The organism is Brevundimonas sp., assembly GCF_041688735.1.
GTDB lineage: Bacteria > Pseudomonadota > Alphaproteobacteria > Caulobacterales > Caulobacteraceae > Brevundimonas.
In genome coordinates this window covers 1-20,900 of sequence record NZ_JBDNHO010000006.1, presented here as the reverse complement: position 1 = coordinate 20,900, position 20,900 = coordinate 1, and the positions used below count along the sequence as shown (strand labels likewise).

At 67.4% G+C, this 20,900-nt stretch carries 24 protein-coding genes and 1 pseudogene; 12 read left to right on the top strand and 13 right to left on the bottom strand.

Annotated features, from left to right (window positions below; all coding sequences use genetic code 11):
- Position 1: 1 nt before the first annotated feature.
- Positions 2 to 130, top strand: a pseudogene (locus ACESMO_RS01090) (alpha-ketoglutarate permease); the annotation flags it as partial.
- A 41-nt stretch (positions 131 to 171) separates the two neighbouring features.
- Here ACESMO_RS01090 and phhA read toward each other — a convergent pair.
- Both phhA and hspQ read right to left on the bottom strand, forming a co-directional pair.
- Positions 172 to 1,047 (bottom strand): phenylalanine 4-monooxygenase, encoded by an 876-nt coding sequence (phhA, locus tag ACESMO_RS01085; RefSeq protein WP_372706334.1) that lies wholly within the window; start codon positions 1,045 to 1,047, stop codon positions 172 to 174.
- A 79-nt stretch (positions 1,048 to 1,126) separates the two neighbouring features.
- Positions 1,127 to 1,441: a heat shock protein HspQ gene (gene hspQ / locus ACESMO_RS01080; RefSeq protein ID WP_372706333.1), complete on the bottom strand. Its 315-nt coding sequence runs from the start codon at positions 1,439 to 1,441 to the stop codon at positions 1,127 to 1,129.
- A 147-nt stretch (positions 1,442 to 1,588) separates the two neighbouring features.
- Here hspQ and ACESMO_RS01075 point away from each other — a divergent pair, with 147 nt between their 5' ends.
- Positions 1,589 to 2,728, top strand: a complete 1,140-nt coding sequence (locus ACESMO_RS01075; RefSeq protein ID WP_372706332.1) for a Ppx/GppA phosphatase family protein — start codon at positions 1,589 to 1,591, stop codon at positions 2,726 to 2,728.
- Here ACESMO_RS01075 and ACESMO_RS01070 read toward each other — a convergent pair.
- The 5 genes from ACESMO_RS01070 to gyrA are packed head-to-tail and all read right to left on the bottom strand — an operon-like array spanning position 2,710 to position 8,616.
- The gene (locus ACESMO_RS01070) at positions 2,710 to 3,603 is read right to left on the bottom strand and encodes a peptidylprolyl isomerase (RefSeq protein ID WP_372706331.1); all 894 of its coding nucleotides are present in this window, start codon (positions 3,601 to 3,603) and stop codon (positions 2,710 to 2,712) included. The two genes, ACESMO_RS01075 and ACESMO_RS01070, sit on opposite strands and share 19 nt — an antisense overlap.
- 22 nt (positions 3,604 to 3,625) lie before the next feature.
- A complete protein-coding gene (locus tag ACESMO_RS01065) occupies positions 3,626 to 4,489 on the bottom strand; it encodes a peptidylprolyl isomerase (RefSeq protein ID WP_372706330.1) in 864 nt (287 codons plus the stop codon).
- Positions 4,486 to 4,971: a pantetheine-phosphate adenylyltransferase gene (gene coaD, locus ACESMO_RS01060; RefSeq protein ID WP_372706329.1), complete on the bottom strand. Its 486-nt coding sequence runs from the start codon at positions 4,969 to 4,971 to the stop codon at positions 4,486 to 4,488. Before coaD ends, ACESMO_RS01065 begins: the two co-directional genes overlap by 4 nt.
- A gap of 48 nt (positions 4,972 to 5,019) precedes the next feature.
- A complete protein-coding gene (locus ACESMO_RS01055) occupies positions 5,020 to 5,823 on the bottom strand; it encodes an aminotransferase class IV (protein WP_372706328.1) in 804 nt (267 codons plus the stop codon).
- 3 nt (positions 5,824 to 5,826) lie between these two features.
- The gene (gene gyrA, locus ACESMO_RS01050; RefSeq protein WP_372706327.1) at positions 5,827 to 8,616 is read right to left on the bottom strand and encodes a DNA gyrase subunit A; all 2,790 of its coding nucleotides are present in this window, start codon (positions 8,614 to 8,616) and stop codon (positions 5,827 to 5,829) included.
- A 123-nt stretch (positions 8,617 to 8,739) separates the two neighbouring features.
- Between gyrA and ACESMO_RS01045 the strand changes: the two genes are divergently transcribed.
- Positions 8,740 to 9,315 (top strand): superoxide dismutase family protein, encoded by a 576-nt coding sequence (locus tag ACESMO_RS01045; RefSeq protein ID WP_372706326.1) that lies wholly within the window; start codon positions 8,740 to 8,742, stop codon positions 9,313 to 9,315.
- 119 nt (positions 9,316 to 9,434) lie between these two features.
- On the opposite strand, the gene ACESMO_RS01040 is transcribed toward ACESMO_RS01045, so the two are convergent.
- Positions 9,435 to 11,285: an ABC transporter transmembrane domain-containing protein gene (locus ACESMO_RS01040; RefSeq protein WP_372706325.1), complete on the bottom strand. Its 1,851-nt coding sequence runs from the start codon at positions 11,283 to 11,285 to the stop codon at positions 9,435 to 9,437.
- A gap of 136 nt (positions 11,286 to 11,421) precedes the next feature.
- Here ACESMO_RS01040 and rpmE point away from each other — a divergent pair, with 136 nt between their 5' ends.
- Together rpmE and ACESMO_RS01030 are read left to right on the top strand one after the other, a co-directional pair.
- A complete protein-coding gene (rpmE, locus tag ACESMO_RS01035; RefSeq protein ID WP_372706324.1) occupies positions 11,422 to 11,646 on the top strand; it encodes a 50S ribosomal protein L31 in 225 nt (74 codons plus the stop codon).
- Positions 11,647 to 11,818: 172 nt separating this feature from the next.
- A complete protein-coding gene (locus ACESMO_RS01030; protein ID WP_372706323.1) occupies positions 11,819 to 13,378 on the top strand; it encodes a murein L,D-transpeptidase in 1,560 nt (519 codons plus the stop codon).
- A 6-nt stretch (positions 13,379 to 13,384) separates the two neighbouring features.
- Here ACESMO_RS01030 and ACESMO_RS01025 read toward each other — a convergent pair whose 3' ends face one another.
- Both ACESMO_RS01025 and ACESMO_RS01020 read right to left on the bottom strand, forming a co-directional pair.
- Positions 13,385 to 13,918, bottom strand: a complete 534-nt coding sequence (locus ACESMO_RS01025) for a DUF1465 family protein (protein WP_372706322.1) — start codon at positions 13,916 to 13,918, stop codon at positions 13,385 to 13,387.
- A gap of 82 nt (positions 13,919 to 14,000) precedes the next feature.
- A complete protein-coding gene (locus ACESMO_RS01020; RefSeq protein WP_372706321.1) occupies positions 14,001 to 14,204 on the bottom strand; it encodes a DUF1192 domain-containing protein in 204 nt (67 codons plus the stop codon).
- Positions 14,205 to 14,290: 86 nt separating this feature from the next.
- On the opposite strand from ACESMO_RS01020, the gene ACESMO_RS01015 reads away from it, so the two are divergent.
- Entirely contained in the window at positions 14,291 to 15,265 is a 975-nt protein-coding gene (locus ACESMO_RS01015; RefSeq protein WP_372706320.1) for an NAD(P)H-quinone oxidoreductase, read from the top strand.
- A gap of 3 nt (positions 15,266 to 15,268) precedes the next feature.
- Here the strand turns inward: ACESMO_RS01015 and ACESMO_RS01010 are convergent, their stop codons facing one another.
- Positions 15,269 to 15,865, bottom strand: coding sequence for a beta/gamma crystallin-related protein (locus ACESMO_RS01010; RefSeq protein ID WP_372706319.1), 597 nt, complete (start codon positions 15,863 to 15,865; stop codon positions 15,269 to 15,271).
- A 225-nt stretch (positions 15,866 to 16,090) separates the two neighbouring features.
- Here ACESMO_RS01010 and ACESMO_RS01005 point away from each other — a divergent pair, with 225 nt between their 5' ends.
- Positions 16,091 to 16,762: a DUF1013 domain-containing protein gene (locus tag ACESMO_RS01005; RefSeq protein WP_372706318.1), complete on the top strand. Its 672-nt coding sequence runs from the start codon at positions 16,091 to 16,093 to the stop codon at positions 16,760 to 16,762.
- 215 nt (positions 16,763 to 16,977) lie between these two features.
- Here ACESMO_RS01005 and ACESMO_RS01000 read toward each other — a convergent pair whose 3' ends face one another.
- Positions 16,978 to 17,151, bottom strand: a complete 174-nt coding sequence (locus tag ACESMO_RS01000; protein ID WP_372706317.1) for a YdcH family protein — start codon at positions 17,149 to 17,151, stop codon at positions 16,978 to 16,980.
- 115 nt (positions 17,152 to 17,266) lie between these two features.
- On the opposite strand from ACESMO_RS01000, the gene ACESMO_RS00995 reads away from it, so the two are divergent.
- From ACESMO_RS00995 to ACESMO_RS00985, 3 genes are read left to right on the top strand one after another with little or no spacing between them, the layout of a single operon-like run.
- Positions 17,267 to 17,893 carry a UbiX family flavin prenyltransferase gene (locus ACESMO_RS00995; protein ID WP_372706316.1) on the top strand — a complete coding sequence of 209 codons (627 nt, stop codon included), beginning with the start codon at positions 17,267 to 17,269 and terminating at the stop codon, positions 17,891 to 17,893.
- Complete coding sequence (locus tag ACESMO_RS00990) at positions 17,890 to 18,354, top strand: TIGR02444 family protein (RefSeq protein WP_372706315.1); 465 nt, start codon at positions 17,890 to 17,892, stop codon at positions 18,352 to 18,354. The genes ACESMO_RS00995 and ACESMO_RS00990 overlap by 4 nt, the downstream gene beginning before the upstream one ends.
- A gap of 39 nt (positions 18,355 to 18,393) precedes the next feature.
- A complete protein-coding gene (locus ACESMO_RS00985) occupies positions 18,394 to 18,618 on the top strand; it encodes a YdcH family protein (protein WP_372706314.1) in 225 nt (74 codons plus the stop codon).
- 9 nt (positions 18,619 to 18,627) lie between these two features.
- Here the strand turns inward: ACESMO_RS00985 and ACESMO_RS00980 are convergent, their stop codons facing one another.
- Positions 18,628 to 19,191 (bottom strand): GGDEF domain-containing protein, encoded by a 564-nt coding sequence (locus ACESMO_RS00980; RefSeq protein WP_372706313.1) that lies wholly within the window; start codon positions 19,189 to 19,191, stop codon positions 18,628 to 18,630.
- A 121-nt stretch (positions 19,192 to 19,312) separates the two neighbouring features.
- Between ACESMO_RS00980 and purE the strand changes: the two genes are divergently transcribed.
- Both purE and ACESMO_RS00970 read left to right on the top strand, forming a co-directional pair.
- Positions 19,313 to 19,804: a 5-(carboxyamino)imidazole ribonucleotide mutase gene (gene purE / locus ACESMO_RS00975; RefSeq protein ID WP_372706312.1), complete on the top strand. Its 492-nt coding sequence runs from the start codon at positions 19,313 to 19,315 to the stop codon at positions 19,802 to 19,804.
- Entirely contained in the window at positions 19,805 to 20,896 is a 1,092-nt protein-coding gene (locus ACESMO_RS00970) for a 5-(carboxyamino)imidazole ribonucleotide synthase (RefSeq protein WP_372706311.1), read from the top strand. It abuts the gene before it with no gap.
- Positions 20,897 to 20,900 lie beyond the last annotated feature (4 nt).

The window sequence follows — 20,900 nt, the reverse complement described above, 5'->3', positions numbered from 1 at the left end:
GATGAACCCGGCGCGGCCCCTGCGCAACATCATCGGCGGCTCGGCCGGAAACCTGGTCGAGTGGTTCGACGGGTTCGCCTATTCCGCCTTCACCCTCTATTTCGCGCCAGTGTTCTTGCCGAAGGGCGACGTAAGCCCGGGTGCCAGAGCCTGATCGTCCACGACGACTGATCAGGCCGCGAACCGCCCGCCCTTGGCCGCATAGGTCTGGGTACCCTGGGCAAAGATCCGGTCGGTCGGCAGCATGGACTCGATGGCGATGTCGGCGGCATCCTGTAGCCGGTCATAGATCGGGCCGAAATCCTTCAGCGTCTCGGCCTTCAGCTGCTCGATGGAGTCGATCACGAAATAGACCTGCTGGAAGTCATCGATCCGATACAGGGTGCGCATTACCCGCTCCAGATCAAAGCCGATCCGGTTCGGCGACGGGTCCTCCAGCGAGAAGACGCTTTCGGTCGAGGACGAGACGATGCCCGCGCCGTAGATGCGCAAACCGCCCGCGTCCTGCATCAGGCCGAACTCGACCGTATACCAGTACAGCCGCGCCAGGTTCTGCAGCATGCCCAGCGACGCCGCCCGCTGTCCGCCCTTGCCGTAGGCTTCCATGTAGGCGGCGAAGTCAGGATCGCTGAGCATAGGCACATGGCCGAACACGTCATGGAAGATGTCAGGCTCCTGCAGGTAGTCCAGCTGGTCCGGCTTGCGGATGAACTGGCCCGACGGAAAGCGACGGTTGGCCAGATGATCGAAGAAGACCTCGTCCGGCACCAGGCCCGGCACGCAGACGACGGTCCAGCCGGTCAGGGCCTGAAGCTTGGGGTTCATCACCGCGAAGTCGGGAATGCCGCCGGTGTTCAAGTCCAGCGCCTCAAGCCCCTGCAGGAAGACGTCGGCGGCGCGGCCGGGCAGGATTTTCATCTGCCTGGCGTACAGGGTGTCCCAGGTGCGGTGCTCGATCCCCGAATAGGACGCCCAATTCTGCGGGATGGTCCAGTCGGCGGCCGCGCCCTCGGGCGGTGTGTCGAAGACGTGCTCGAAATCGGACATGGACGCGCTCCTGCTCCCTCGGACTCTGCCGACCGCTTTGCGAACAATCTAGAGCGCGCTGCGCGGACGCGCCACCGCCTCAGTGAAGGGCCTGCGCCTTGGGCGAGTGCCGTCCGTCGGCATCGACGTTGAACCAGCGCTGTCTGTCATTGCTGGACAGGATGGTGAATTCCGGGTCGTGCTCCAGCGCGTCCTCGGCGGCATACGCTATGAAGCCGCCATCCTCGCCGAGGGCCAGCACCTGATAGAAGGGTTGGTCCGGCGATATCTTGCCGGTCTGTCCGATGCGGCCAGCGAAGACGGGGTCGACGTCGATCACCACGCCGCGGAAGGCGGCATCGCGGTGGCGAACCGTCTCGCCGAGACCGAAACGGGCTGAGCCTGAGCTTTTCATGCGTCCAGAATACGGGACCCAACCTGACCGGGACCGACGGCACCCTGTTCATTTTCACGTCAGACAGGCTTGGCGCGGACGATTACGCGGTCGTAGAGTGTGGGGGACGGGCGCCGTTCTGGACCGCCCACCTCGAAAGCTCGGCCGATGCCGGAGACCGACGACGCTCCCGCGAGCGTCCCACGGTCCCCCCGTTCTCGATCCGACAGGCAGCGCGCCCGCGGCGCCGCCGCCAACGGATCCGGAGTGCAAGGTCGCGACGCGCCCCTCTATGGCGCGCTCGATCTGGGGACTAACAACTGCCGCCTGCTGATTGCGCGGCCGGCCCGCGACGGATTCTGCGTGGTCGATTCCTTCAGCCGGATCGTCCGCCTGGGCGAGGGTCTGTCGCGCACGGGCCGACTGGACGATGCGGCGATGGACCGGGCCTATGAGGCACTCGTCCTGTGCGGCGAACGCGTCGCTAAAAAGGGCGTCGACGCGAGCCGGCTGATGGCCGTCGCGACGCAGGCCTGCCGTCAGGCCGACAACGGGGCCGCCTTCATCGAGCGGGTGCGCGAGGGCACAGGCCTCAAGCTGCGGATCATCGACCCGATCGAAGAGGCGCGTCTGGCGGTCGAAGGCTGCCTGAACCTGTTCGACGACAGCGCCGAGGCTATCCTGGTCGTCGACGTCGGCGGCGGCTCGACGGAGCTGAGCTGGCTGCGAAAGACCGGTGACGCCTTCATCCTGGAGGGCTGGATGTCCGCGCCCGTGGGAGTCGTGACTCTGGCGGAACGACACCCGGAACCCGTCGGTGCGTCCAGCAGCGCGCAAGCGGGCTGGTACGAGGCCATGGTCACAGACATGGGTCAGGCCATCGACGACGCCCCCGTGGGCGCGGAACTGAGGGCCGTGTTCGAGAGTGGGCGAGCCCACATGGTCGGGACGTCGGGCGCGATCACCAGCCTGGCGGGCATCCACCTGGACCTGAGGCGCTATCAGCGCAACCTGGTCGACGGCCTGTGGATGACGCGTGGCGACTGCGAGGCCGCCGCCGACCGGCTGAAGGCCATGGGGCCGGCCGGACGCGCGGCCGAAGCCTGTATCGGGCCGGATCGCGCCGATCTGGTGCTGGCCGGAGCCGCCATCATGGAGGCGGTCCAGCGCGCGTGGCCGTCGGAACGGGTCAGGGTCGCGGACCGGGGCCTGCGTGAGGGCCTGCTTCTACAGCGCATGCGCGAGGAACGGCGGCCCCCGCGAAACCGCCGTCGTCGCGGCCGCCGGCCTCAGCCCCCGGCGACCTGAACCGGCAAGGTCACGTCACAGACCGAGAAGTCTGCGCCGCGCGCCGCGCGCGTCTGGTCCACCAGGGCGCGGAAACGGGTCGAGGCTGTGTCCAGCACCTGAACGGTCGGGCGCTCCGCCTCGGGGATATCGGCTGCGACGCGCACGCGGGTCATGCGGTCCGGCTCGGAGGCCACCATGCCGTCCGCGGTCGCGCTGGATTTCAGCGACCGGATCACGTCGAGGCCCGCCACCGTCATGCCCCAGATAGAATAGCGCTTGTCCAGCGCCGGATAGGCCTGACGCATGATGAAGAACTGGCTGTTGGCGGTGTCATTGCCTTCGTCGCGCGCCATGCCCGCCACGCCGGGGCAATAGAGGCCCCAGCCATGCACCTTGCCATCCCCGGTCAGGGCGAAGGCGGCGTCGGGCTGGGTCTGGATCGGCAAGGCGTGGAAGAAGCCTACCCGCGCGCCCGTCGGCTCGGCCACGGCGGCGAAGGGCATGGCGGCGTCGCGTCGATAGGTGAACTCGCCCTTCAAATCCGGATACGGGCTCTGGCCCTCACCGTTACCCAGGGGATCGCCGGTCTGGGCCATGAACCAGTCGATCACCCGATGCCAGGGCACGTCGTTGTAGAAGCCCCGCCGGGCCAAAAGCTTGATGCGCTCGACGTGCAGCGGCGCGACCTCGGGCGTCAGCTCGACCAGCACACGGCCCCTTGTAGTGTCTATGACCAGCAGGTTCTCGGCAGGAACGGAGCGCCATTCCGAAACGACCACCGTAGTTTCCGGCGTCGGCGGCGGCGGCGGCGGGGTGCCTCCCGCGTCCTGGGCGACCGCGGGAAAAGCGGTCAGAAAGGCGGTGGCGGCGGCGACGGCGAGCGTCTGTCTCATGGTCTTCTCCCCCTCATGCGGTTCAGCTGCCGGTCGTTTCCACCGTAGGCTGGATGTCGCAGATGTTGAAACGCGCACCCCGCTCGGCCTGGGTTCTGGCGACGAGATCGGCAAAGGCCGGGCTGGTCGTGGACATCACGCGAACCACGGGCCGCTGGCTTTCCGGCATGGCGGAAGCGGTGCGGACGCGGGCCATGAGGTCGGGGTTGTCGACCCGACCGTTGGGGTTCTGGTCGCCCGCGTTCAGGGCGCCGACGACCTCCATCCCGACCACCACGCGGCCGAAAGGCGTGTATTTGCCGTCCAGATCGGTCTTCACGCCGGTCATGAGGAAGAACTGGCTGTTCGCGCTATCCAGGCCGGCGGCCCGGGCCATCCCCGCGACGCCGGGACAGAACAGGGCCTGGGCACCGGTTTTGAAGTCGGCCGTGACCATCATCTGGGCGTCCGGCTGGGTCACCACGGGCATGGAGCCGACGACGCCCGACAGACCCTGCGGCGTCGCGGCGACGCGCGCGAAGCCGGTTTCCCGGCCCCGACGGAAGGTGAACTCGCCCGGCAGGTCGGACAGCGTGCTGCCGCCCTGTCCCGTGCCCTGGGGGTCACCCGTCTGAGCCATGAAGCCGGTGATGACGCGGTGGAATTTCAGGCCGTCGTAAAAGCCTTCGTCGGCCAGCGCCCGCACGCGCGCGACGGCCAGCGGCGCGACCCTGGGATCCAGCTCGACCAGAACTCGGCCCTTGGCCGTCTCGATGACCAGCAGGTTCTCGGGCGCGACGGTGCGCCATTCGGCGGCGGTCGGCGACTGGGCCACGGCGGCGGGCGCGGTGGCGGCAAGGATGGAAACGGAAAGCACGGCGGCGACTGCGAACTTCAACTTGATCACTGACCCTTGACCCTGTCCCGCACCGCAGTGGCGATGGCGGGACTGACGAAACTGTCGATCGCGCCGTCCAGACGGGCGATTTCCTTGACCAGACGCGAGGCTATGGCCTGATGCCGCGGGTCGGCCATCAGAAACACGGTCTCGATGTCATCATTCAGGCGCTGGTTCATCGCCGTCATCTGGAATTCGTATTCGAAATCCGACACGGCCCGCAGCCCGCGAATGATGATGCTGGCGTCCAGGTGCTCGGCGAAATGCATCAGCAGGCTGTCGAATGGCCGGACCTCGACCTTCGCGCCCAGATGCGCCACCTCGGCGCGCACCATGACCACGCGCTCATCGGTGCTGAACAGCGGAGCCTTTTCGTCGTTGCGGGCGACGCCGATGACCAGTTTGTCGACCAGCTTCACGGCGCGGCCGATGATGTCCATATGCCCGTTGGTGACGGGATCGAACGTGCCCGGATACAGGCCGATACGCATGCAGTCCTCCCCGCTTTCAAGCGGTCTAGCAGGTGACGCCGGGGCGGCCTAGATCGGTTTGGGCGCGTTGGACGCCCAGGCCGCGTGAAGACGCTCGATCAGCGCCGGCGCCGTTGCGAACGCGCGATCATCGATGGCGGCGACAGGGCAGGTGGGGGTGGCGCTGTTGCAGATGAAGGCGGCCTCGAAGTCCGCCAGATCGGACTGGTTGACCGGCGCGGTCGTCCCCCTCAGGCCGACGGTGTTCAGGCCGCTTTGCACGAGACTTTGGGCCACCCCCGCCAGCATCGGCGCCTGGGGCCAGACCACCTGATCGTCACAGACAAAGCCGATGTTCCACAAACTGCCCTCGGAGACCCTGCCCTCGGTATCGGCGAACAGGGCATCGTCAAATCCGGCCAGGCGGGCGGCACGACGGGCGCGGATCAGGCCGAAGGTGGCGACATGCTTCAGGTGCGCCGCCTCGCGGGCATAGGTCTGGACCTGCAGCCGCAGGCCGCAGGCCAACGGCTGCGGCGGCGGCGACACAGCGATCATGACCTTGGGCTGGCCGCGCCAGTCCGGCGTGCGCGCACTGATTTCCGGTGAAAACAGGCTGACCCGCAGCCAGCAGGCCTCCCGGCCCGCCACGGCCGAGCGCATCTGGTCGCGCAGGCGCGTCTCGCCGACGGGCTGGCCGAACAGCTCGGTCGCCTCGGCCTCCAGCCGCGCAAGGTGCAGGTCCAGCCCGCGAACGCCGCCCTCTTCCACCCCGAAAGAGGTGTAGGCACCGTAGTTGACCAGGGCCACATGGGCCATGTCGTCCAGCGCAGCCGGCGCGCCGTCGACGCTCAGTTCAACGGCGCCCGCCATGGATCAGCCTTCGCCGCCCTCGCCGTCCGGCGCCTCGTCATCGGCCGCCGCGTCATCGCCCCCACCGCTGTCGGGCAGGCGCTCGACCGAGACGACCCTTTCACCCTCCGCCGTGCGGAAGATGGTGACGCCCTGGCTGGTGCGGCCGACGATGCGGACCTGGCCGACCGGGGTGCGGATCATCTGACCACCCGAGGTCACCAGTAAAAGCTCGTCGCTGTCGTCGATCGGGAAGGAGGCCGCCAGACGCGTGCCCGCGCGACCCCCCAGGCCATGGGCCGTCAGCCCCTGTCCGCCCCGGCCCGTGCGACGATACTCATAGGCCGAGGACCGCTTGCCGAATCCGGTCTCGGTGACCGTCAGGATGAACTGCTCGGCGGCCCCCAGTTCGGCGATGCGTTCGATGCTCAGCGCCGCGGCGTCGGCCGAGCCTTCGCCGCCCTCGTCGTCAGCTTCGACAGTTGGAGTTTCGTCCTCGCCCTCTCCGGTCGCGCGCCGCATGGCGGTGGCGTGTTTGACGTAGGCGGCGCGCTCGTCCGGCGTCGCATCGACCCGGCCCAGCACGGCCATGGAAATAACCGCGTCGTCCTTCTGCAGGCGGACGCCGCGAACGCCGGTCGAATCCCGGCCCTTGAAGACGCGCACGTCGTCGGCCTTGAAGCGGATGGCGCGGCCCAGAGCGGTCGTCAGCATGACGTCGTCCTCGGCCGTACACAGGGCCACGCCAACCATGTGGTCGCCGTCTTCCAGCTTCATGGCGATCTTGCCGGCCCGGTTGACGGTGGCGAAGTCGCTCAGCTTGTTGCGACGCACGTCGCCCGACTTGGTGGCGAACATGATGTCGTAGTTGGCCCAGTCCGCCTCGTTCTCGGGCAGCGGCAGGACGTTCATGATCGAATCGCCCGGCTCGATCGGCAGCAGATTGACGAAGGCCTTGCCGCGCGACTGCGGACTGCCCAGCGGCAGACGCCAGGTCTTGAGCTTGTAGGCCTTGCCGTTGGTGGCGAAGAACAGCACCGGCGTATGGGTCGAGGCCGAGAAGAGGCCGACGACGGCATCGTCCTCCTTCATCGCCACGCCCGATTTGCCCTTGCCGCCGCGATGCTGGGTCCGGTAGGCGTTCAGCGCCACGCGCTTGACGTAGCCACCGTGGGTGACCGTCACGACCATGTCCTCGCGCGGGATCAGGTCCTCGTCTTCCAGCTCATAGTCGCCTTCGCCGATGATGGTGCGGCGGGGAACGGCGAACTCGGACCTTACCAGCAGCAGATCCTCGCGGATCACGGCCAGGATGTTGGCGCGGTCGCTCAGCAGGGTCAGGTGGCCTTGGATGGTGTCGGCCAGACCCCGGGCCTCGGCGAAGATGTCGTCACGACCCAGACCGGTCAGGCGGGACAGGGTCAGGCCGAGGATGGCGCGGGCCTGTTCGTCGGTCAGGTTCAGCTTGTCGCCGTCGACCAGCATCGAGCGCGGGTCGGCGATCAACTCGATCAGGGCGATCATGTCGCCGACCGGCCAGCTCTTGGCCTGCAGCCGCTCGCGCGCTTCGGCGGGATCAGCCGACGAGCGGATGATGTGGATGACCTCGTCGATATTGGCCACGGCCACGGCCAGACCGACCAGCACATGGCCGCGGTCGCGGGCCTTGGCCAGTTCGAACTTGATGCGGCGGACGACGACCTCTTCGCGGAACTCGAGGAAGGCCTCCAGCAGCTGGCGCAGGCCCATCTGGATCGGGCGGCCATGGTTCAGAGCCAGCATGTTCACACCGAACGACGACTGCATGGCCGTGAAACGCCACAGCTGGTTCAGCACCACATCGCCGGACGCGTCGCGCTTCAGCTCGATAACCATCCGCATGCCGTCGCGGTCGGATTCGTCGCGGACGTCCGAGATGCCTTCGATCCGCTTCTCGCGGACCATTTCGACGATCCGCTCGATCAGGGTCTGTTTGTTGACCTGATAGGGCAGCTGGGTGACCACGATAGCCTCGCGATCCTTGCGGATCGTCTCGATGGTCGCCATGCCCCGGACGATGACCGAGCCGCGGCCGTCGCGCAGGGCATTGCGCGGCGCGGTGCGGCCCATGATCTCGCCGCCGGTCGGGAAGTCCGGACCCGGCACGATGTCCAGCAGGGCGTCGTCGGTGACATCCGGATCGTCCAGCAGGGCCACGCAGGCGTCGATGATCTCTCCCAGATTATGCGGCGGGATGTTGGTCGCCATACCGACGGCGATGCCGCCCGCGCCATTGACCAGCAGGTTGGGTATCCGCGCCGGCAGGACGACGGGCTCCATCTCCTTCTCGTCATAGTTCGGCTGGAAATCGACGGTGTCCTTGTCGATGTCGGTCAGCAGCGCCGCTGCGGCCGGGGCCATCCGGGCCTCGGTGTATCGCATCGAGGCGGGCATATCGCCGTCGACCGAACCGAAATTGCCCTGGCCGTCAACCAGCATCAGCCCCATCGAGAACGGCTGGGCCATCCGCACCAGCGCCATATAGACCGAGGCGTCGCCGTGCGGGTGGAAGCGGCCCAGCACGTCGCCTACGACACGCGCGCATTTCGAATAGGCGCGGTCGGGCGTCATCTTGAGGTCATGCATCGAGTACAGGATGCGGCGGTGCACGGGCTTCAGCCCGTCACGCGCGTCGGGCAGGGCGCGGGACACGATCACGCTCATGGCGTAGTCGAGGTAGGATCGCCTCAGCTCGTCTTCGATGGTGATGGTGGCGATGTCACCGCCCCCGCCGGAAGACGGCGGGAGGGCGTTCGTATAGCTGTCGTCGGTCAAGGAAATCAGGCTTTAAATGGTCGGAATCGGAACGTGATCCGCTGTCCGGTTTTCTAGCATCCAGGGGCGCGGGTGGCAAAGCGAAGCCGCCGCGATCGCTCTTATAGACAAGGAAATTTCACCATGCGCCGCTTCCGCCTCTTCACCCTCGCCGTCTTGCCTCTGATCGCGTCGCTGGGGGCCTGCGTCAGCGTCACCGCGAACGACTATTCGGACCTGCCCGCGCGCGCCGCGGTCGGCGACTTCGGCGAGGCGACGCTGATGAACGCCTCCGGTGCCAATGTGGGCCGCGCGATCCTGACTCAGGGGCCCACCGGTCTGTTGATCCGCGTCGAGGCCGATGGCCTGACGCCCGGCTGGCACGGGGTCCACATCCACGCGACGGGCCAGTGCGCCGCGCCCTTCACCTCGGCCGGAGCGCATGTGAACCACGGCGAACCCAAGGCGCCGCACGGCCTGCTGAACGCCGCTGGACCGGATGACGGCGACCTGCCGAACATCCACGCCGACGCGCAGGGGTCCGTGCGGGCAGAAGTCTTCACCTCGCGGGCCCGAATCGCCTCCGACGGCCCTGGCCAGTGGTTGTGGGACGCTGACGGCTCGGCGCTGGTGATCCACGCGAACATGGACGATCACGCGAGCCAGCCCATCGGCGGCGCGGGCGACCGTGTCATCTGCGGCGTGATGGCCGCGGGTTAGAGCCTGATCGGTTGATGAGGAATCGCTTCGCGATTCCGTCGATGCCGTGAATCAGGCTCCAGCATGATTCTGGAGCGAAATCTGAGTTTGGACGCGTTCGCGTCCAAATCGGTTTCGCTCTAGTCGGCGCGGAACTGAAGCTCGGCCAGACGGGCGTACAATCCCCCCTGCGCCATCAAGCCCTGGTGCGTGCCCTCCTCGACCACCTGACCGTGTTCCATGACGACGATGCGGTCGGCGCGTAGCACCGTGGCCAGACGGTGGGCGATGACGATCGTGGTGCGGGCTGCCATGGCCTGATCCAGCGCGACCTGGACCAGCCGTTCATTTTCGGCGTCGAGGGCAGACGTGGCTTCGTCCAGCAGCAGGATCGGCGCGTCGCGGACCAATGCCCGGGCGATGGCGAGGCGCTGGCGCTGGCCACCGGACAGGCTCTTGCCACGCTTGCCCAGCGGGGTGTCGAACGCCTCGGGCAGGGCATCGATGAAGCCGAGGGCCTGGGCCTCCTCGGCGGCGGCGCGCACCTCATCCGGCGTGGCAGTTTCGCGCCCGAAACGAATGTTTTCGTCGGCGGAGCCCGAGAACAGGGGCGCTTCCTGCGAGACCCAGGCGAAGCGCTCCCGGACGGCTATGGGATCGGCGTCCCGCACGTCCACCCCGTCGACCGAGACCACGCCGGACTGCGGATCGTAGAAGCGCAGCAACAGTCGGAAGACGGTGCTCTTGCCCGCGCCCGAGGGGCCGACCAGCGCCACCGTTTCGCCGGGGCGCACGGTGAGGGAAAATCCCTTGAGCGCCGGCAGGTCGGGGCGACCCGGGTAGGCGAACCGCACCGCCGACATCGAGACCTCGCCGACCGGCGGCGACGGCAGGGCCCGCGGCGTGGCGGGCGGCGCGATGGACGGGACGCTGCGCATCAGTTCGTCGATGCGCTCCATGGCCCCCGCCGCCTTCTGGACGTCGCCCCAGCTTTCGCCGAGCGCGCCGACCGCGCCGGCGGCGAACACCGACAGCAGCACGAATTGAAGCAGCGCTCCCGGCGTCATTCGGCCTGCGATGACGTCCTGCGCGCCCAGCCACAGGACCAGGGTCACGCCGCCGAACATGACGACGATGATCATGGCGGTCATCAGGGCACGGGCCCGCATGCGAACCACCGACACGCCGAAGGCGTCCTCGACGGCCTCGCCAAAGCGGCCGATGGCGCTTTTTTCTCGCCCGAAGGCCTGGACGGTCTCGATCGCATCGACGCTTTCGCCCGCGAACCCGACGGCGCTGGCGAAGCGATCCTGCGAGGCCACGGTCAATTTGCGAACACGACGGCCGAAAATGAACAATGGGCCAATCAGCAAGGGCACGACGAGCAGGACGAAACCCGTCAGCTTGGGGCTGACCACGAAAAGCAGCACGGTCCCGCCGATCAAGGTCAGCATGTTTCGCAAGGCATAGGACACCGCCGTCGTCAACAACGTCTCGACCAAGGCGATGTCGGTCGTCAGGCGCGACAGCACCTCGCCGGTGCGAATTTTCGCGAAGAAGGCGGGGTCGAGCGTCAGGATGCGCTCGAACAGACCCTTGCGCAGGTCGGCCACGACCCGTTCGCCGGTCTTGGTGACGTAGAAATAGCGCACGGCGGTGGCCACGCCGAGGAACAGGGCGTTGACGCCGAGAACTATAAACCAAAGGTTCAACCGCGCGCCGCCGTCCTCGAAGCCATTGTCGATGGCGCCGCGCGCCGACACGGTCAGACCCAGCGAGGCGACGGTGGAGAGCACCAGCCAGAGACCGGCCAGGGCCATATGGCCCTTGTGGCGCATGGCGAAGGGCAGCAGCCGGGCCAGCGGCCGGACGTCGCGCTTGCGCTCCCGGCGCGAGCCCGCCTCGTTCATCTGCTCGCTGAGCAGAGCCCCTGCGCCGGGACGTTGGCGCAGGTCGGCGGCGTCGATCGCGGGGGCGTTGGAGTCGGTCATGGCGCGCGCCTCTTGCCCCGGAACGGCCCCCGGTGTAAACGCGGCCGCTCATTGCCCGCCCCTCTAAGGCGGGTTTTCTCATTTCCGCGCACCCGACGGTCGGCATCGTCATCGCGCCAGAGACCGGACGAAGACCATGAAGGCGGATACGCACCCCGACTACCACTTCATCACCGTGGTGATGACGGACGGCACCAGCTTCCAGACACGCTCGACCTATCAGAAGGAAGGCGCGACCCTGAACCTGGACATCGATCCGCTGACGCACCCGGCCTGGACCGGCGGCAACCAGCAGTTGCTGGATCGCGGCGGTCGCGTTTCGCGTTTCAACAACAAGTTCGCCGGCTTCATCAAGAAGTAGGCCGCTCGGGGTCTGGCTTTATGGCCACACCGACGACGCAAGACGATCACGAAGGCGTCGGTCCACGGGCCGGCGCCTTTCTGTTTGACCGGAACGCCGGTAACATCGCGGCGTTGGCATTTCGGGGCTCGGACGCAGTGTCCGGGCGGCTAAACGGACGAAGAGCGGATACATGAATCGACGGCAACTGGGTCTGGGCGCGGCGGCGGCGACACTGGCGTCTTCGACGGGCGCGACGGCCTGGGCGCAGACGCGCGACCCCGGCGCGGTCGCCTTCTACGACGGTTTCAACGACCAGTTGGCCCGGCTGCCCGCGACCGCGCAGCCGGATGTCCGCGCCTTTTACGAGCTGAACGGTTGGCGACCCGTCTGGACGGCGGAACGCCTGCGCACACTTCAGGCCGCCGCCGCCCGCGCCGAGCGTCACGGCCTGTCCCTGATCGACTTCTTCGATTTCGAGGCTCTCGCAGCGGATCGCACGGCCGCCGAGATGCGGACCACCGCCGCCGCCCTGGGTTATGCCCGCGTCCTCGCCGAGGGCCGCGTGCGCCCCGAGATGGTCGAAGACCTGTGGGAGATGCATAAGAACAGCGCCGATCTGCCCGTCGGGTTGAACGACGCCCTGGCTCAGAACCAGATGATCGACTGGCTGGAAGGTCTGGCGCCGACCGACATTGGCTATTCCAACCTGTCGGCGGGCTATGTCCGCTACCGACGCCTGATCCGCGATAACGGCGGTTGGCCGGCCTTCCGCATTGGGGCCAACATCGAGCCGGACGGCGGCGACGCCCGCCTCCCATTCATCATCCAGCGCCTGGTCGCCGAGGGCGACTTGACCGCTGACGACGGTGCCCGAATCGCGACCATGGGCAACGTCTACGGCCCCGCCCTGCAGGCGGGAGTGCGCAGCTTCCAGACCCGGCACGGCCTTCTGTCCGATGGCCGCATCGGCTCCGGCACCCAACGCTCCCTCTCCGCCTCGGCCGAGGATCGCGCCCGTCAGATCGCGCTGAACCTGGAACGCCGCCGCTGGCTGAAGCGCGAGGTTTCGCCCGAGCGGATCGAGGTCAACACCGCCGCCGCCATCATGGTCTACTGGAAGGACGGCAAGCCGCTTCACTCCAACCGCGTCGTTGTCGGCTCGCCCGTGAACCAGACTCCCAGCCTGGAGAAGCCCTTCGCCTCGGTCGTGGCCAACCCGCCCTGGTATGTGCCCGCCTCGATCGCCCGGAGCGAAATCCTGCCCAAGGGGCCGGGCTATCTGGCCGCGAACAACATGTACATTCAGAACGGCACGGTCATTCAGCGCGCCGGGCCGACGGCGGCGCTGGGCTATGTCAAGTTCGAGCTGCGCGACAGCCACGCCATCTTCCTGCACGACACACCGACCAAGTCCGCCTTCAACCTGGCCATGCGCCAGCGTAGCCACGGCTGCGTTCGGGTTCAGGGCGCGGTCGATTTCGCCCGTTTGCTGCTGTCGCCGGACCCCGCCCTGTTGTCCCAGTTCGACGAGGCCCAGGACAACCGCCGGACCAAGCGCATCCAGACCGGCCGCGAGATCGGCGTGCGCCTGCTGTACTGGACCGCCTTCGTGGACGGTCAGGGCCGTGTCGCGTTTCGCGAGGACGTCTACAGCCGGGACGCCAAGCTGGCCGAAGCCCTCGGCATCGCCGTCAGCCTGCCCAAGGTCGTCGCCGACGGCCGGGCGGACGCCAACGACGTCGGGCCATAGGCCGGTTTAGCCGCCGAATGCCGCCGTCAGGCGATCCAGCTGGCTCTGAACGGGATTGACGGCGTCTTCTTCGGACGCGTCGACGAACATGCGTCGGTCCAGATGCAGTGCGCGGTCGTAAAGTTTCTCGGCCCGAATCAGATATTCCACCAGGGCGATGGGCAGTTCCGGATGCGTCGGATCGGCCTCGATCTTGCGGTCGGCCAGACGATAACGCGGCTCGCAGGCGCAGGCGGCGGCCATTTCGCCTTCGCGCACCGCCCGCTGGACCAGCAGCCACGACGCGATCTGCATCAGCCGGGTGGTCAATTTCATGCTTTCGCCCGCATAGGCCAGGGCCGTGGCGCGCGACAACAGTTTGGACTCGCGACGACCGTCACCGTCCAGATAGGCGGCAGTTTCCTCGACCAGTTCCATGCCCTCGCGGAAGGTGCGGTCGAACAACTCGGAGCGCGCGAAGTCGTCGACGACGTCGGCCCGGCTTCGCCCGGCGGTCGGAGGAATGGCGGCGTCGCTGGACATGAACGGGGTCAAACTCATCGGGCAGGCGCATCCGTATCACGAGCGGCACGGTTTCGCGCGGCAAGATCGACGACTGCAACGGCCGTGCCAAGCCGCTGATTCAGGGGCGGAAGTTGAAAAAGGCGTCGGCGGCGTCGCGTTGGGAGGATTTGCCGTCAATTGCGGCGCGCGAACGGGCGATCTCGGCCTCCAGACCGGCGATGCGGGTGTTCAGATCCCCGACGGAATAGTCATCCAGGTCCTCGCGGCTGAGCGCGATCAGAGGCGCCCCCCGCGCCGGACGCGGTTCCATATCCTCGAACATCGCAGCCTCCTTCGTGGTCTTGCGTCGCGCGACGGCCTATCTGAACGCCCGGACACGGACGATTGCAAGAACGAGGACGCCATTCAATGCGGGTAATCGAGATCAAGGGCGGCGCTGGCCCGGCCGACGCGCTGACTCCTGCGGTGCGTCCGGACCCCGTCGCGGGACCCGGCGAAATCCGGATCCGCGTGGCCGCCGCCGGGGTCAACCGGCCCGACATACTGCAACGCATGGGCCGCTATCCCGCCCCGCCCGGGGCTTCGGACATTCCCGGCCTGGAGGTCGCGGGAACCGTGGATCAGACCGGAGACGGCGTCGTGCGCTGGGCGTTCGGCGATCGCGTCTGCGCCCTGCTGGGCGGCGGGGGCTATGCCGACATGGCCGTCGTCGATGCCCGACACGCCCTGCCGGTTCCTGTCGACCTGGACTTCATTCAGGCAGCCGCCCTGCCCGAGACGGTTTGCACCGTCTTCGCCAATGTCTTCGAGGCCGGCGACCTGAAGGCCGGCGAGACCCTGCTGATCCACGGCGCCACCAGCGGCATCGGGGTGACGGCGATCCAGATGGCCAAGGCGGCCGGAGCGCGGGTGGTGGCCACGTCGCGGGGGGAGCAGAAGGCCGCAGCGGCGCGGGCCCTGGGCGCCGACCTCAGCCTGGACGCGCGCAAGGACGACATGGTGAGCGCGATCACCGACTTCGGCGGCGTCGATGTGGTGCTGGACATGGTCGGAGCGGATTATGCCGCCCTCAATCTGACGGCCCTGAAGCCGTTTGGCAGGTGGGTGGTGATCGCGACCCTGTCGGGATCGACGGCCCAGATCGACCTGGGCCGCGTGATGATGAAGCGGATCGTACTGACCGGCTCGACGCTGCGCGCCCGACCCGCCGACGAAAAGGCGCGGCTGATCGCGGCTGTGCAGGCCAAAGCCTGGCCTTGGATCAGGAGCGGCGCCGTTCGCCCACCCGTCGAGGCGACCTTCCCCCTTGAACAGGCCGCCGCCGCCCACCTCAGGCTCGAGGCGGGCGACCACGTCGGCAAGATCGTGCTGACGACGACCTGAAGTCTACCAGCGACCGCCGCCGCGACGCACCGGCCGCAGCGACGATATCCGGTCGTTCATGCCCCAGCGCGCCAGATTCCGCACGTCGTCGCGGAAGGTCTGGCACTGGCCGCGATAGTGGGAGTCCGTGCAGGCCTCCCATTCGCCGCGGAACCGCATAGAGCTGATGACATCATTGAAGCCGGTGTTGCTCAGGTTCGGGACGTCGCCCTCGAACCGGGACGACGCGCTCCGGAAATCGGCGTCGCGGTAGACCGTAATGGAGTCACGCCCACCCCCGTTTCCGCCGCCATCGCCGCCATTGCCGCCGCCGCCGCCATTACCCGGCCGATCTTCGTAGGTTCCCCGGAAGGGGCCGCAGACCAGCAGGCCGTCGTCATTGCGAATTTCGTAATCCGCGCAACGGTTCAGCGCGATGGAGGTCTCGCGCAGCCGACCGTTGCGGTTGCGGCAATCGGCGTACAGCCGACCCCGATGGACGTATTCGCCGCCGCAGCTTTGGCGATAGTCGCCGCGCGGTGCGCCTTGGGGCGTGATGTCCTGCGCGGCCGGCGCCGCGCCGGAGAAAACTGCCATGGCGGCAAGAACTTCGATAAACATGGGTCCCTCCCAAAGAAGTCACTGAACGCGGAATGCGTCTCGGGAACCCATGTTCAACAGCCACGATGAACCGTAGCTGTATGCCGATGTCGGCTTTCGTTTTCTTTTCCGGCGAATGGGACTATATCGGCATCATCAGCGCCCGGCCGAAAGGTCGGGCGCCGTTGTATCCGGAACCCGCCAGACCCCCGTCGGGGCGGTCCCAACACAGAAGCGAAGACGCCCATGACCGACATCCTGATGCCCAAGGCCACTGCGGTCTGGCTGGTCGACAACACCTCTCTGACCTTCGATCAGATCGCCGATTTCTGCGGCTTGCATCCGCTGGAAGTGCGCGGCATCGCCGACGGCGACGTGGCCCGCGACATTCGCGGCGCCGACCCGCTGGTCAATGGCCAGCTGACCCGCGAAGAGCTGGACAAGGCCCAGAACGACGACGCCTACCGCATGCAGGCCGTCGTCAGCCGCCATGCCGATCTGATGAAGGCGCACAAGCCGGCCCCGAAATACACGCCGGTCTCGCGTCGTCAGGACCGCCCGGACGCCATCTCCTGGTTCGTTCGCAACCACCCCGAGGTGACCGACGCCCAGATCGCCAAGCTACTGGGCACGACCAAATCGACCATCGAGAGCGTGCGCAACCGCACCCACTGGAACAGCGCCAACATCAAGCCGGTCGATCCGGTGACCCTGGGCCTGGTCGGCCAGCTGGCCTTGGACGAATTGGTCCGCACGGCCGCCGACAAGAAGGCCAGGGACGACGCCAAGAAGGGTGGTGCCACCATCCAGCCCGTCGCCACGCCGGTTGAGCCCGCCGAGCCCGAGTTCGTCCCCGAGGCCCGCGAACGCCGCAGCGCCGAACCGACCGCGGCTTCGGTCTTCGGCAAGAAAGACTGAATTCTCCTCGCCGCGCGAAGCGGTGGGGCGGAGACGCGAAAACGGCCCCGGGATCGCTCCCGGGGCCGTTGTTTCATTTCGGAGGTCGCTCGCTAGAGCCTGATCGGTTGAGGAGGAATCGCTTCGCGATTCCGCCGATGCCATGAATCAGGCTCCCGATTTATGCTGGAGCGAAATCTGGGTTTGGGCGCATTCGCGGCCAAACCGATTTCGCTCTAGCCTGCGCGCGCCTCCAGACTGGTGATCTGTTCCTTGAGCCGGAGCTTGCGTTGCTTGAGCTCTCTGACGTGAAGCGAGTCCACGGCCGGGTGGGTCAATTCGCGCTGGATGGTCTTGTCCAGGTTGCGGTGACGGTTTCCCAGTTCGCGGATACGAGCTTCGATGGTCATGGCTTGCGCCTCCATGTCTAAGGGACCACTAGAGTGAGCACCCGGCTTGACCGCCTGTAGAATCACTTTCTGGTGAGCCGATCGGCCATCAGAACCGATCAACCTGGAGCCCGAATTGGTCGAAGATGTGAACGGAGCCGTACGGAACCCGGCCCCTTCGACCCCAAACCGCCTCGTCGTCGGAATTTCCGGAGCGTCTGGCGTGACTTACGGCGTGCGCGCGCTGGATGCCCTGCGTGAGCTCGGGGTCGAAAGCCATCTGGTCGTGACACGGGCGGCCCTGCTGACCCTGTCACAGGAGACGGATCTCACGCCCGACGAACTGCTGGGCCGGGCCGATGTGGTGCATCGTCTGAACGACGTCGGTGCCACCATCGCCTCGGGGTCGTTCCGGACCCTGGGCATGATCGTCGCCCCCTGTTCGGTCCGGACCATGAGCGAGATTGCCACCGGCGTGACCTCGACCCTGCTGACCCGTGCCGCCGACGTCATGCTGAAGGAACGGCGGCCACTGGTGCTGATGGTGCGCGAGACGCCGCTGCATCTGGGCCACCTTCGGACCCTGACGGCCCTGTCCGAAATGGGCGCCGTCATCGCGCCGCCCCTGCCCGCCTTCTACGCCAGGCCCGCCTCCATCGCCGAGATGGTCGACCAGTCGGTCGGGCGTGCGCTCGACCTGTTCGGCCTGGACTGGGCCGCCGTCCGCCGCTGGGACGGCCTGAAGGGACCAGTCGCCGAATGACGCTGTGGGACTGGGTCGTCAGGGCCTATTCCGCCGACGGCGTGGCGGAGACCTGTCTAGAGCTTCAGGACTCGGCGGGCCAGAACGTGCCGTTGCTGTTGTGGGCGGCGTGGACTGCGGCGACGGGTCGCGATCTGGACGCCGACGCGAGGGCGGATGCCTGCGACATGGCCCGTGCCTGGGATGACTCGGCCGTTGCACCTTTGAGGGCGGTCCGTCGCGCGCTCAAGGCCCGCATTCCGGATCTGGAAGACGCCGCGCGAGAAGCCATCCGGGCGCAGGTGAAAGCCGTCGAACTGGATGCGGAACGGCGGTTGTTGGCGGCGCTGGAGGCTCTGACGCGCGCCGAGTCAGGCCCGCCTCGCTCCATGCTGGACGCCATGGTGGCCGTAGCGCGCGTCTGGTCGCCGAAGACGCCGCGTCCCGGCCTGATGCGGCTCGCCGAACGGCTTCCGGCATGAGCCGACGCAAGCTATAAGCGCGCCTCGCCGGGGACTGCCATGAACGACGACGAGCCCTTTGTGTCGGACGAAGTTCAGGCGCTTCGCACGCGCCTGAAGGCCTTGCGCCTTGAACATGCCGACCTGGACGCCTCGATCGACGCCTTGGGCCATATGCCTATTCCGGATCAGCTGATGATCGCTCGGATGAAGCGAAAGAAGCTTCTGCTACGCGACGAGATCACCAGGATCGAAGACCGCATCCTGCCCGACATCATCGCCTGAACGCCGGACTCACCGCCTCCTCTTGCGCACCCGCATGGCCGCGTCGGCCTCGGCCAGCCAGACTTCGGGGTCGGAGTGACCGTTGAAGGCGCGCACGCCGAATGATCCGCCCAAAGTCGCGGTCCGGCCGTTCCAGGTGAACGTCTCGGCCGCGAGCGCTTCGGCCAGGCGGCTGGCCTTGTCGCGACCGCCATTCAGACCCGCGTTTAGCATCAACAATCCGAATTCGTCTCCGCCCAGACGCCCGACGGCGTCCGATTCGCGCAGATTGTCCGCCAGAAGGTTGGCGATATGCACGAGAGCCGCGTCTCCCGCCGCGTGACCGAGCGTGTCGTTGACGCTCTTGAAGCCGTCGAGGTCGAGATAAAGCAACACCGCGGGCGTGCCGTGGCGCTGGGAGAAGGCCATGGCGCTCTTCATCGCGGCGATGAAGCCGCGCCGGTTCAGGACGTTCGTCAGCACGTCGTGATCGGCCGCCGCCTCGGCCAATTCGGCGCGCAGGCGCAAGGCCTCGATCTCGGCGCGCATCCGCTCGATCTCGGAGTAAGGGTCAATGACGACGGCATCGGTCACGAGAGAAGTGGGCTCCCCAGCCGGCGACTCAACACGTCCGGCGCCCGCTGAGCGTAGCGCGCTCGGTTGCGGGCGCAACGCGAGTCCTGTATCGCGCCGCTTTCCTGCGAAAGGCGCATCCATGGCGACTCAGACACCGCCCGTGGCGATCATCATGGGCAGCCGGTCCGACTGGCCCACCATGAAACACGCCGCCGACGCCCTGGATCGCCTGGGCGTGGCGTGGGACGCCAAGGTCATCAGCGCCCACCGCACCCCCAAACGCCTGTTCGACTTCGCCACCGGGGCCAGGGCGGCGGGCTACAAGGTCGTCATCGCCGGAGCGGGCGGCGCGGCCCACCTGCCGGGCATGGCCGCGTCCATGACCGAGTTGCCGGTGCTCGGCGTGCCGGTGGAATCGAAATCGCTCAAGGGCATGGACAGCCTTCTGTCGATCGCCCAGATGCCCGGCGGGATTCCGGTCGCGACCCTGGCCATCGGCGAGCCGGGGGCCAGGAACGCTGGCATACTGGCCGCGCAAATCCTGGCGCTGTCGGACGAGGTCCTGGCCGGACGGCTGGTCGCCTTCCGCGAGGCGCAGACCGAGGCCGTCCACGAAACAGTCGAGGACTGAGTGACGTCTCCCCTGCCACCAGGTTCGACTCTCGGCATTCTCGGCGGCGGTCAGTTGGGCCGGATGCTCAGTCAGGCGGCGTCGCGCCTCGGCTTCAACGTCGTCATCCTCGATCCGAAAGAGAACAGCCCCGCCGGACGCGTCTCGCAGGGCCAGATCATCGCGGCCTATGACGACCCCACGGCCCTGTCGGTGCTGGGCCAGACCTGTCAGGCCGTGACCTTCGAATTCGAGAATGTGCCCGCCTCCTCGGTGCAGGCGCTGATCGAGGGCGGCGCGTCGGTGTCGCCCGGTCCCGGGGCGCTGGCCGTGGCGCAGGATCGCGTTGACGAAAAGACCTTCCTCAACGGGGTCGGTGCCACCACGGTGGATTTCGCGCCGGTGGACGGGCTGGACGACCTGCTGGCGGCGCTTCAACGCCTCGGCAGCCCCGCCTTGTTGAAGACCCGCCGCGAAGGCTACGACGGCAAGGGTCAGATCTGGGTCCGCTCGGCCGCGATGGCCGCCGACGCCTGGCACGCCATCGGCCGGCGTCCCGCCATTCTCGAGGCCAGGGCCGATTTCAGGCGCGAACTGTCGGTCATCGCGGCACGGGGTCGCGACGGCGCGATCGCCGTCTATCCGCTCGGCGAGAACATCCATGCCGACGGGGTCCTGAAGACGACCCTCGCGCCCGCCCACGTCGACGCCGGGACGCAGGCGCGGGCGACGGCCATCGCGGAAGCGATCCTGAACGGCCTCGACTATGTCGGCGTACTGGGAGTCGAGCTGTTCGACCTCGGGCCAGATGTCGATGAGGGGGCCCGGCTGTTGGTCAACGAGATCGCGCCGCGCGTCCACAACACCGGCCACTGGACCCAGGACGGCTGCGTCTGCGACCAGTTCGAACAGCATATCCGCGCCATCGCCGGCTGGCCGCTGGGCCCGACGACCGCGCATTTCCGGGTCGAGATGACCAACCTGCTGGGCGACGAGGTCGAGCAGTGGTCGAAACTGTCTGGAAAATCCGACGCCCGCCTGCACCTCTACGGCAAGGCCGAGGCGCGCCCGGGCCGCAAGATGGGCCATGTGAACCGGGTGAAGCCGCTCTAGGCTC

Excerpts from the sequence above, each read along its gene's own strand:
- phhA (WP_372706334.1), bottom strand. The coding sequence starts at position 1,047 with ATGTCCGATTTCGAGCACGTCTTCGACACACCGCCCGAGGGCGCGGCC.
- hspQ (WP_372706333.1), bottom strand. The coding sequence starts at position 1,441 with ATGAAAAGCTCAGGCTCAGCCCGTTTCGGTCTCGGCGAGACGGTTCGC.
- ACESMO_RS01075 (WP_372706332.1), top strand. The coding sequence starts at position 1,589 with ATGCCGGAGACCGACGACGCTCCCGCGAGCGTCCCACGGTCCCCCCGT.
- ACESMO_RS01070 (WP_372706331.1), bottom strand. The coding sequence starts at position 3,603 with ATGAGACAGACGCTCGCCGTCGCCGCCGCCACCGCCTTTCTGACCGCT.
- coaD (WP_372706329.1), bottom strand. The coding sequence starts at position 4,971 with ATGCGTATCGGCCTGTATCCGGGCACGTTCGATCCCGTCACCAACGGG.
- ACESMO_RS01055 (WP_372706328.1), bottom strand. The coding sequence starts at position 5,823 with ATGGCGGGCGCCGTTGAACTGAGCGTCGACGGCGCGCCGGCTGCGCTG.
- ACESMO_RS01045 (WP_372706326.1), top strand. The coding sequence starts at position 8,740 with ATGCGCCGCTTCCGCCTCTTCACCCTCGCCGTCTTGCCTCTGATCGCG.
- ACESMO_RS01040 (WP_372706325.1), bottom strand. The coding sequence starts at position 11,285 with ATGACCGACTCCAACGCCCCCGCGATCGACGCCGCCGACCTGCGCCAA.
- rpmE (WP_372706324.1), top strand. The coding sequence starts at position 11,422 with ATGAAGGCGGATACGCACCCCGACTACCACTTCATCACCGTGGTGATG.
- ACESMO_RS01030 (WP_372706323.1), top strand. The coding sequence starts at position 11,819 with ATGAATCGACGGCAACTGGGTCTGGGCGCGGCGGCGGCGACACTGGCG.
- ACESMO_RS01025 (WP_372706322.1), bottom strand. The coding sequence starts at position 13,918 with ATGAGTTTGACCCCGTTCATGTCCAGCGACGCCGCCATTCCTCCGACC.
- ACESMO_RS01020 (WP_372706321.1), bottom strand. The coding sequence starts at position 14,204 with ATGTTCGAGGATATGGAACCGCGTCCGGCGCGGGGGGCGCCTCTGATC.
- ACESMO_RS01015 (WP_372706320.1), top strand. The coding sequence starts at position 14,291 with ATGCGGGTAATCGAGATCAAGGGCGGCGCTGGCCCGGCCGACGCGCTG.
- ACESMO_RS01010 (WP_372706319.1), bottom strand. The coding sequence starts at position 15,865 with ATGTTTATCGAAGTTCTTGCCGCCATGGCAGTTTTCTCCGGCGCGGCG.
- ACESMO_RS01005 (WP_372706318.1), top strand. The coding sequence starts at position 16,091 with ATGACCGACATCCTGATGCCCAAGGCCACTGCGGTCTGGCTGGTCGAC.
- ACESMO_RS01000 (WP_372706317.1), bottom strand. The coding sequence starts at position 17,151 with ATGACCATCGAAGCTCGTATCCGCGAACTGGGAAACCGTCACCGCAAC.
- ACESMO_RS00990 (WP_372706315.1), top strand. The coding sequence starts at position 17,890 with ATGACGCTGTGGGACTGGGTCGTCAGGGCCTATTCCGCCGACGGCGTG.
- ACESMO_RS00985 (WP_372706314.1), top strand. The coding sequence starts at position 18,394 with ATGAACGACGACGAGCCCTTTGTGTCGGACGAAGTTCAGGCGCTTCGC.
- purE (WP_372706312.1), top strand. The coding sequence starts at position 19,313 with ATGGCGACTCAGACACCGCCCGTGGCGATCATCATGGGCAGCCGGTCC.